This is a genomic window from Bradyrhizobium sp. 197, from assembly GCF_023073375.1.
In the GTDB taxonomy this organism is placed as follows: Bacteria; Pseudomonadota; Alphaproteobacteria; order Rhizobiales; family Xanthobacteraceae; genus Bradyrhizobium.
Genome location: NZ_JADPJJ010000152.1, coordinates 1 through 9,699, shown reverse-complemented (window position 1 = coordinate 9,699; position 9,699 = coordinate 1). Strand labels below are relative to the sequence as shown.

General features: G+C 62.4%; 7 protein-coding genes and 1 pseudogene. 3 read left to right on the top strand and 5 right to left on the bottom strand.

From position 1 onward, the window contains the following. Window positions 1-421: 421 nt before the first annotated feature. From IVB27_RS34800 to IVB27_RS34790, 4 genes are all read right to left on the bottom strand, one after another. Entirely contained in the window at window positions 422-1,225 is an 804-nt protein-coding gene (locus tag IVB27_RS34800; protein ID WP_247447241.1) for an NAD(P)/FAD-dependent oxidoreductase, read from the bottom strand. A 74-nt stretch (window positions 1,226-1,299) separates the two neighbouring features. Then, a complete protein-coding gene (locus tag IVB27_RS43875) occupies window positions 1,300-1,458 on the bottom strand; it encodes a hypothetical protein (RefSeq protein WP_524536534.1) in 159 nt (52 codons plus the stop codon). A gap of 114 nt (window positions 1,459-1,572) precedes the next feature. Beyond that, entirely contained in the window at window positions 1,573-1,731 is a 159-nt protein-coding gene (locus IVB27_RS43870) for a nuclear transport factor 2 family protein (RefSeq protein ID WP_524536535.1), read from the bottom strand. A gap of 68 nt (window positions 1,732-1,799) precedes the next feature. Further along, window positions 1,800-5,213 (bottom strand): AAA family ATPase, encoded by a 3,414-nt coding sequence (locus IVB27_RS34790; RefSeq protein ID WP_247447239.1) that lies wholly within the window; start codon window positions 5,211-5,213, stop codon window positions 1,800-1,802. Between the two features lie 1,004 nt (window positions 5,214-6,217). On the opposite strand from IVB27_RS34790, the gene IVB27_RS34785 reads away from it, so the two are divergent. From IVB27_RS34785 to IVB27_RS34775, 3 genes and pseudogenes are all read left to right on the top strand, one after another. Beyond that, window positions 6,218-7,840, top strand: a complete 1,623-nt coding sequence (locus tag IVB27_RS34785; protein ID WP_247447238.1) for a hypothetical protein — start codon at window positions 6,218-6,220, stop codon at window positions 7,838-7,840. Between the two features lie 185 nt (window positions 7,841-8,025). Next, window positions 8,026-8,351 (top strand): annotated as a pseudogene (locus tag IVB27_RS34780) (transposase domain-containing protein); the annotation flags it as partial. A 337-nt stretch (window positions 8,352-8,688) separates the two neighbouring features. Further along, window positions 8,689-9,267 carry an Arm DNA-binding domain-containing protein gene (locus IVB27_RS34775; RefSeq protein ID WP_247447237.1) on the top strand — a complete coding sequence of 193 codons (579 nt, stop codon included), beginning with the start codon at window positions 8,689-8,691 and terminating at the stop codon, window positions 9,265-9,267. Window positions 9,268-9,303: 36 nt separating this feature from the next. Here the strand turns inward: IVB27_RS34775 and IVB27_RS34770 are convergent. Beyond that, a partial coding sequence (locus IVB27_RS34770; RefSeq protein WP_247447236.1) for an integrase core domain-containing protein occupies window positions 9,304-9,699 on the bottom strand: 396 nt, incomplete at its 5' end.

The following is a 9,699-nucleotide window of genomic DNA, read 5'->3' as shown; positions in this document are numbered from 1 at the left end:
GCCCCATGAACGCAAACTCGGCAGCCAAACCAAGGATGATATCGATAAAGAACCTCGCGAAGAACGGTCCTGTGGGCGTTCTCAAACCTCGTTGTACAATCCGAAGCGAAGGCATTCGACGATCGGATATCTGAGCCCTATGGAGTTCGAACGGAAGGTCGGATTAGCTTAACCCGGCGTCCATCAAACCGGCAGCAGCTCAGGGCGATACCGCACACCAGCGTCCGCAGCTTCATGGGGGGATACGACTGCCTATGCCGCACTCAGTGACGCTACATCTTATGGTCGCTCTGGAATGTCGGCTGATTTTGGTGCGGAGCCGACGCATCGGGTCCGTAAGCGGCCAGCTCGCTTCTCCTTCGATTTCCATCACGAACCTGCAGCCGACACGTGTGGTCATCAGATCAGGCTCGAGTGTAGCTCATACCGCGCCGTAGAAGTGTCGATATTGCCAAGCCGCATCTCGCCGCAATTGACCCTCGGACCACGACGCGTCTTTGAAGCGCATGCACGACATTGGCGAGAGGTCGAAGGGCGGCTTGCCGTCGACGATCCAAGTCGCAAGCGCCTCTCGCACCGCCGGAGAAATTGAAAGATCGGCAACGTTGCAGCCGCTCGCGAAGTAGAAACCTTCAGCGCCCGGGGCAGGACCGAGAATGTGGTGGCCGTCCGCTGTCATTGTCGGGATGCCGCCACGAAGTTCTCGTACACAAGCCGTTTGGAGGATCGGGAGTAGATCCTTAATGTCAGTGGCAGCCGAACGAAGGACTTCGATGTCGAGCGGCATGTCCTTGATATCGAAGTTCGGCCCCAGCGATTGCATGTCGAAAAAGCGCGGCGCCTCCGCATAGACACCCCAAAGCAAGCCGCCCTGGCAGGGCCGCGTGTAGACGGCGGCGTCCATGATCCGAATCATCGGTAGGTTGGCGTGCACACCGTCCAGAGGCTGCGTGACGATCAGCTGCTGGCGGGTGGTACGAGCGGCACGCGAATCCCGCTGGCCTCCGCAACCTGTCGCGTCCACGCACCAGCGGCATCCACGACAAGCGGACCTTCGATTGTACCTTTCGCCGTCGCCGGTCACTTTGCCGGCGCTGATGTTAACGGCAAGCGCAGCGGTGTTCGGCAGCAGGATTGCGCCGCGGGCTGTCGCCGCCCCCGGGCATAGCCGACAGCTACCTGAGCAGGGTCGAAATACCTGTCGTCGCTGATAGATGTCGGTCATGGAAGAGCCCGGAGATGCGCGGCAAATCCGCCGTCGCGCGGCAGCCCCGCTACTGCACGACGGCTAAGACGCGCCTACGCTGCCACCGCAGGCGTCGGGGCAAGGCCGAGTTGCTCCAGCAAGACCAGCCTGTCAAACATCAGATTGAACGAGACATGCTTGCCGTCGCGAAAGCGGAGCACCTGGACATAGTCCACCGCGACGGAGCGGCCCGTGGGTGGAATATCCCCCATCGGACCGTGGAGAACGCCGTTTTGCGTCCCCGTGAACGTGCCTTCCTCGACCGCGACGTCGTCGACGAAGTAAACGGCCTGGACTTCGACGCGGGCATCCGGAAAGGCACCGATTCAGCTGCCGAAGAATGCAACGCAGGCCGCTTTTCCTTCGCCGTGCATCCCGCCCGGCGCCTCGAAAACGACGTCGTCGGCCAGGACTTCCGCAAACCCGTCAAGATCATGGGCATTGAAGGTGGCTGTCCCCTTTCCGAAAGCCTCACGTGGGGTCATTGTCATTCGATCCTCCTTGGGAACCTTCAAAGTGCAGGCCGAATGGTCGCGCCAGGGACGATGCTTCGCTAGGGGGTAGGTACCCTGGTTTTTGTTCCGGCGAAAAATTTCGACAGCTGGTTTCGTCGCTCGATACCGAGCTTGGTGTAGGCGCGGGCAAGGTGACCCTCGATGGTCTTGAGCGTCACATAGAGCTGGTAGGCGATCTCCCGGTTGGTCCGACCCTCGGCCGCCAGCTGCGCGACACGCAGCTCTCTCGGACTTAATGCTTCCAGGCCAGTGCGCCACTCACGCCGTGGGCGTGCGCCGGTGGCTTTGAGTTCCTCGCGGACGCGGGCTGCCAGCGGTCGGGCGCCGCACCGGGCGGCAAGGTCGAGTGCTTCGCCAAGCGGCTCCCGCGCCGCGGAACGGCAACCATCTCTTCTCAGTGCTGCGCCAAGCTCGGCCAGAGAATGCGCCCGCTCCAGCACTGCCGGTGATTTCCGTAAGGAGGCCGCCGATTCACCCAGTAGCTCAATCCCCTTGCTGCCACCGTGCGCAAGTCCCGCGGCGCGCAGCGCGACCCCGAGCGCGCGAGGTGCTCCGAACATCCTCACGTCAGCGAGCTCGGCCTCTGCCAGCTCGCGCGCGCGCTCACGCTCTCCCAGTCGCAATAGGGCGAGGGCCGCGCCGGCGCGAGCGTGCAAATAGCCGACGTCTCGAATTTCAGTGCCCCACACGTCCGGGCTAAACATTGCTGCACAGGTCTGGAAATCGAAGAGCGCCTCCGTGAGCAGGCCTTGGGCGAGCCGGAGCCTTGCACGAGCGGCTGGGATCAAAACAGTACCGACACCTGCCGGCCAGTCTTGTTGTGGCAGAAGCGAGAGCAGCGACTCTGCCTCGGCAAGCTCACCCGCCTCGACCCCGACATCCGCTAGAATGGTCACGGCGAATGCCAGCCCGGGTCGAAAGTCACTCTCGCGCAGCACTTGGAGGGCGACCCGTGCGGCCGCATCCGCGTCCGGCAGCGCTCCCAAACGTAGCTTCAGTAAAGCAAGCGTACTATAAACCGCGACAAAGCCGCGTGCGCTCCCCGAGCGCTGGACTTCTGCCAGCATAGGCTCCAGGGCGGTCTCAACCGACTGAAAGCGCTCGGCCGTTACCAGGCTCCACAACAGCGCGGCACGCGTGTCCCAGTTCTCACCCGGTGCCGCCGCGCCGGCGAGGGCGGACTCCAGAGGGATAGCCGCCTCTTCCGCCGGTCGGCCGGCGAGGACCATCGCCATTCCCCTCGCGGCCAGCGCCTCAGTATGAGTTGCCGCGGACGAAGGGGCGGCATATCGCTCAAGCACCGGCTTCACGCGGGAGGCGCGTCGTGCGTCGTGCAGGCCGCAGACAACCAGCTCGCCCTCTAGTCGGCCGGCGAGCGCCTGATCTGCGTCGCCGAGTTCTGCCAGCCCCCGCTCGATGGCATCCACCGCGTCCACCCAACGGAATAGTGCGGCGTAGGCCTGGGCGACTTCGAGAGCGATTTCGGCCCGCTCGCGCGAATTGGCAACCGACCGCAGCGCCTCTTCCAGGTGCTCAAGCGCCGTTTCCCGACCCGCGCTCACTTCCGCGCGGGCCGTCTTGCGCAGAAGGCCAGCTCGTTGCGCGGTAGGCGGTGGTTCGCGCAACGCGCGGTTCAACAGGTCGGCCGCCGCTTTGGGCGCACCATTTTCGATCGCTTGCTCTGCGGCTTCATTCAACCGGGCGATCACCCACTCGTCACCCGCGGGTCGTACAAGAGCCAGATGTGCCGCAATCTGTCCGGCGGAAGCTCGCTCGGCGTGCAGCAAGCGGGCGGCAGAGCGATGCGCTGCATCTCGCCCGCCGCCGCCGAGCGACGTCTCCAGAGCGTCGCGGACGACCGGATGAATGAACCTCGGAGGATCATCATCGGCCAGGACTTCCAAGCGAACCAGGACCGTCGCTAGTCTTGTCCCTTCGCTCATCTCCAGGCCCGCCGTTGCCGCGGCGTGGCGCAGCTCGCAGCCGTCCCCCAGGACAGCCAACGCTTGCGCAAGACGCAGCGCTGCGGGATCGACGCGCCGCACGCGGGCGATCACCCGGCGCCCGATGCCCTCGATTCCGCCAACGAGCAGCTCCGCCGGACCTGTCAAATGCTGGTCGTCCAGCGCTAGCGCCCGCAGTAGCTCAGTTATGTACAAGGGGTTACCTCCGCTGGCAGTCCACACTGCCTCGCAAGATCCATCGTTGGACCTGGTGCCGATCGCGGAGCGGACCAGCGTGCCGACGGCCCTTTCGCTCAACAACGCAGGGCGCAGAATCGTTGGCGCCTCGGCGAGCAGTGCCAACAGGTTCGCATTCGCAATTGCTGGGTCACCGGGCCGAAGCGCAACCAGCAGCACCAGAGTTAGCCCATCCAGTCGCTGAGCAAGGTAGCTCAACCATCGCAACGAGGGCTCGTCCGCCCAGTGCGCGTCGTCGATCGCCAACAGCAGCGGTCGAGCGACCGACAGATTAGCGGCCAGCCAGTACAACCCGTGCAAGACGGCAAAGGACGTGTCTCCGGCCGAAGCTTCGACAGATTTTCCGAGTAGCAGCGGCCCCACTGCCGCGGCAGGTCCGACGAGCAAGGATGCGCGCTCATCCACACCGGCACCTATGAGCCGCCGCTCGAACAGTTGCCGCACGACGCCGAATGCGAAGTCCGCCTCAAGTTCCAACCCGCGAGCGCTCAAGACCTCGTAGCCAAGCTCTTGCGCCCGTCGGCACGCCGCCTGCACCAGCGCGGTCTTGCCCACGCCGACGCCAACCTCGATTGCCAGGGCGCCACTGCGGCGCCCCAGTAGCTCTTCAATTACCGCAAGCTCCCGCTCACGCTCAAGCAGCCTCTTCACGGGCCCCGGCGTTGAAGGTCGGCTCGGCGTCGTGCTGATTCCGTGCGTTCCTGCGCCTGCTCCATCTCGGATCAGGCCATAGACGCGCACCGGACGGGCGATGTTTTTGAGAGTCTGCTCACCCAGATCGGCAAATTCGACTGCGACCTTGTCCCGGACGTGATCGTAAGCGGAAGACGAGATGCAGATGCCTCCGGGCTCGGCGATGCTCTCAAGGCGTGCCGCAATATTCACGCTGTCCCCGAAGATGTCATTTGGCTCTACAATTACGTCACCGATGTTGATGCCGACACGGAAGGCAATTCGCCTGTCTGCGACGTCGTCCATTGTTAGTTCCCTGATGCGTGCCTGAAACTGCAAGGCGGCTCGAACCGCCTCGACCGCGCTGGGAAAGTCCGCCAAAAACCCGTCCCCGGCGCTCTTCACAATTCGGCCGCCGTGTTCAGAGATGGCCGGGGCGACAGCCTCCACCAGGAGCGTGGACAGTCTGGAATGAGTGGCTTCTTCGTCGCTATGCATCAGCCGCGAATAGCCAGCCACGTCGGCGGCCAATATCGCCGACAACCTGCGCTCGACACGTACCAGCTGCTCCTGAACCATGGCTCGCAATCCAGCCTTGGTGTATTTTAGACGGATCAGAGGAGAGGGCCAAGCGGGCTTGACTTGTCCAATTGCCCGCACCTGCCGGTGCTCGCCGATAAGCCGGCTGTCAGGGGTAGATTGAAATCGTCCGAAACGACCCGAGTGGACACCGCAGCAGGGCGCGTTGTGAGGCCCCGAGCCGCGTCTTGATTACGGTGATCACGTGGGAATAGAGTACCACAGCCCGGGCCACAAGGGGCGAAGCGAGCCGACGAACGGGCGTGAGCTTGGCGTACGCTACGTGCTCGAGGGGAGCGTGCGAAAGGCTGGCGGACGCGTTCGCGTCACTGGACGATTGATCTTAAGCTGCCACTGGCGCTCACATTTGGGCCGACAGAATCGACGGTGACCTCCAAGAGGTGTTTCGATCTGCAAGTACGGCACGGGCAGTCGGCCTAATCGCGCCGAAAATCCAGTAGAGACCGAGCGAAGTAGGGCCAAGCCAACCGACCGCATCGATAGCTATGATTGCTTCCTACGAGGGATGGCGGCCGCGAAGGTCAAATGGAATGCACTTGACGGGCACGACTGATTCGAGAAGGCATGCGAGATAGACGAGAATTATGCCGCAGCGCAAGCGATGCGCGCATAGTTTCCTCTGTTGAAGCAAGCAGCGGGGAACGCCCCTGCGGCGTTACGATGCCGACTCCTCTGAGGAAGAAATCGACTGGCGAGCATGGCCCTGCATTGTCCTGCTCGATGGGCACCCGGGACGCGGCCATGGGACAGCGAAGCTGCCGGATTTCGTCGCTTGCGCTGGGGCGAGTTTGAGAGTTGACTCCGGCGACGATTAAGCCGCTCGTCCTGTGCAGAGACGGTGAAGAAGCCCCTATCCAGTGAGAGCATCCACTTAAAGGAGGACGCGGAGGTCCTTCCTCGTGATCATCGACTGTGGGCTACTCGACACATATTGGCGTTTCGAGCCCCTATCGTACAGCAGACCCGAGCTGGGAGGTCTCGCCATGGGATATCATCGAATTTCAGTGGGTTTGATGGCTGCCGCGCTGCTGGCGTTGCCTTCGCAGAAATTGCTGGCAGAGACTGCGCCCAAGGTCATCGAGGAAGTGGATTTCGCGATTAGCTGCGGGCCGCTGTCACAACAAGCATTCAAGCACGCGGTCTGGACGCTGCATTCATTCTGGTACCCCGAGGCGTTGGAGGAGTTCACCGCAATCGCCGCGTCCGAGCCCGCCTGCGCCATGGCCTATTGGGGAATCGCGATGAGTCAATGGTACCCGCTGTGGTACCCCCCAACGCCGGCCGCGCTCAAAGCCGGCTCCCAGGCAGTCGAGAAGGCGATGGCGGCCCCAACTCAGACGCCGCGCGAGGCGGATTACATTGCAGCGATTGCCGCGTTCTACCGCGACAATGACAAGCTCGATCATCAGGCTCGAGCAGTCGCCTACGAAAAGGCGATGGAACAAGTCTATGAGCGTTATCCGGACGACCGCGAGGCCGCGGTGTTTTACGCCTTGGCGCTGAACGCCAGCGCGCTCAAGACCGACAAGGGCTTTGCCAACCAAAGGAAGGCGGCCGAGATCCTCAATAAAATCTGGAAGGCGGAGCCGAACCACCCCGGCGTTGTGCATTACCTGATCCACAGCGACGACTCGCCACAATTCGCAGCGGCGGGGCTAGATGCCGCGATCTGCTATGCCAAGGTCGCGCCTGACGTGCCGCACGCGCTGCACATGCCCTCGCACATCTTCACCCGCCTTGGCATGTGGCAGCAATCAATTGATTCGAACCGCGCTGCTCACACTGCCGCGCTTGCTTATGTGCATAGAACCCAGGGGCTTGGGAGCTATGACCAGGAAACCCTCCACACGATGGATTATCTCGAATACGCATATCTACAGATTGCGCAGGATGGCCCAGCAAAAGCGGTGATCGACGAACTTATCGGATTCCGCCAGAGCGCGAATGCCAACCTCGCCGGGGCTTACGCTGTCGCCGCGATCCCCGTGCGCTACGTGCTCGAGCGCCGCGACTGGCCGGGCGCCGCTGCGCTGAGCGAGCCGGCGATTGGCTTCCCGCTTGAGCGCTTTCCCTGGGCGGAAGCAATGATCGTCTATGCTCGAGCGCTGGGTGACGCGCGCACCGGCAACATCGTCGGCGCCGAGGCGGAGATCACCCGACTACAATCTCTCGAGGATGAGCTGAAGGGCAAGGATACCTATTGGGCCAATCAGGTCGAGGTGCAGCGTTTGGCGGCCGCCGGCATCCTCGCCCATGTCCGAGGCGACGCCAAGGAGGCAGCCGCGCTGGCGCGGGCCGCAGCCGATCTTGACGCTACGATGGACAAGCATCCGGCGACCCCGTCATCGGTTCTCCCCGCGCGCGAGCTGTTGGCCGATCTGTTGCTCGAACTCAACCAGCCGGCGGCGGCCCTGGTCGAGTACCAAGCGATGTTGAGCACGGATCCCAATCGTTTCCGCAGCCTTCTGGGCGAGGCCCGTGCCGCGAAACAGACGGGTGATTCCGCGACCGCTCACGATGCTTACTGGAAGCTTGTGGCGCTAAGCAAACCCGTCGGCTCGGCACGCCCCGAACTGGATGAGGCCAGGTCCAATCTAGCGAACTGACGACTTGGCCTGATGGCGACCGGGCCGGATCGGCACCGCTTACTGGCGCATGCAGGATTAACGTTCTACAGCGGAAAACGCGGATACATGTCGTTTGTGGGTCAAGCTCGATAGTTGACCGCCAGATCAGAGTTGAGCAAGCAAAAAACCTGCGCTCAACCTCATGGTAGCAACCCGATCGGGCGCTCGCCGAGGACATCCGCTACGCGCTCAATCATTGGCCGGGACTGACGCGCTTCCTCGAAGACGGGCGTCTCGAACTCGACACCAATCCGGTCGAAAACGCGATCCGGCCGATCTGCTTGACCAGGCGCTCTTCGCCGGTCATGAGGTCGGGGCTGAAAATTGGGCCTTGCTTGCGTCGATCGTTGCCACCTGCAAGATCAACGACGTCAACCCCGTCGCCTACATCGCCCAAACACTCGAGGCGATCATCGCCGGCCATCCCCAAAGCAGAATCGAAGACCTCATGCCATGGCGATTCCGAAACACGTCAAGCCAGCATCAATAGGTTTGCGGCTATGCGCTTACCTTCGATTTAGTCGATCAGGGGCCTGCAGGGACGCGCGCGTTCCGACAAACAAGGACCATGGTGACTTTCTTCACCGGCATTGTCTCGTCAGAGAAGCGAGCAGTCTCAGAAAATGGCGCGCCCGACACGATTCAAATGTGTGACCTTTGCCTTCTGAGGGCAAAGGTGGGGAAATTACCCCTGCTTACCTCAAATCCCTTGGAATTGATGGCGCCCAGATATAGGTTTAAATGAGCCTGATTTGGGGGCTACGGTCGTTGCTCCGAGTTTCCCTCGTTTTCTGGCGTCTGCTTACCCATTGCTTACCGAGGGAAAATTGCCGAAGCTTACGAAACGCGCGGTTGATGCGGCGGAAACGACCGGCAAGGACCTGTTCCTCTGGGAAGAGGAATTGCCGGGGTTCGGCCTGCGCGTCAAACAGAGCGGCGCAAAGTCCTTCGTGGTCCAGTACCGGAATGCCAACGGCCGCAGCCGGCGGCTGACGCTGGGACGGTATGGCGTTCTGACTCCTGAGGAAGCCCGCCGGGACGCCAAGCTCGCCTTGGCTGACGTCGTGAGGGGCTCAGATCCCGTGGAGAGCAAGAAGCTCGCCCGCGGAGCTATGACGGTTGAGGAGCTGTGCAGGGAGTATCTGGACAAGGCCGAACGCGGTCTGGTCCTCACCCGGCGGGGCGAGACGAAGAGCGAGACCACCCTGTACAGCGACAAGGGGCGTATCGAGCGGCACATCATCAAGCTTGTTGGCAAGAAGACCGTGAAGGGCTTCACCTCCACCGACGCCAAGGGCCTCCAGCGCGACATCATCGCCGGCAAGTCCGCCGCGGACGTAAAGACAAAGACCAGGGGCAGGGCGATTGTGAAGGGCGGGAAAGGCACCGCGGCCCGGACGATGTGAACCGCCCCGGGATTGCCGGAGGCCATTTGGTTTAAGTTATGCCGCCATGGCGGGTTGTTCCAGCATGGCGTAGTAGCGTTGCTCGGCTTCGGCCGGTGGTATGTTGCCGATGGGCTCCAGGAGCCGCCGGTTATTGAACCAGTCGACCCATTCCAGCGTCGCGAACTCGACGGCCTCGAAGCTGCGCCATGGCCCGCGCCGATGGATCACCTCGGCCTTGTAGAGGCCGTTGATGGTTTCGGCGAGAGCATTGTCATAGGAATCTCCGACGCTGCCGACAGAAGGCTCCACGCCTGCTTCAGCCAGGCGCTCGGTGTACTTAATGGATACATATTGGCTGCCCCTGTCGCTGTGGTGCACCAGCCCGCTACGATGGACCGGCCGTCGATCATGCAGTGCCTGCTCCAGCGCATCGAGCACGAAGCCTGCATG

What these genes read in the sequence shown, in the direction of transcription:
- IVB27_RS34800 (WP_247447241.1), bottom strand. Translation starts at nt 1,225, where the DNA reads ATGACCGACATCTATCAGCGACGACAGGTATTTCGACCCTGCTCAGGT.
- IVB27_RS43875 (WP_524536534.1), bottom strand. Translation starts at nt 1,458, where the DNA reads ATGGGGGATATTCCACCCACGGGCCGCTCCGTCGCGGTGGACTATGTC.
- IVB27_RS43870 (WP_524536535.1), bottom strand. Translation starts at nt 1,731, where the DNA reads ATGACCCCACGTGAGGCTTTCGGAAAGGGGACAGCCACCTTCAATGCC.
- IVB27_RS34790 (WP_247447239.1), bottom strand. Translation starts at nt 5,213, where the DNA reads ATGGTTCAGGAGCAGCTGGTACGTGTCGAGCGCAGGTTGTCGGCGATA.
- IVB27_RS34785 (WP_247447238.1), top strand. Translation starts at nt 6,218, where the DNA reads ATGGGATATCATCGAATTTCAGTGGGTTTGATGGCTGCCGCGCTGCTG.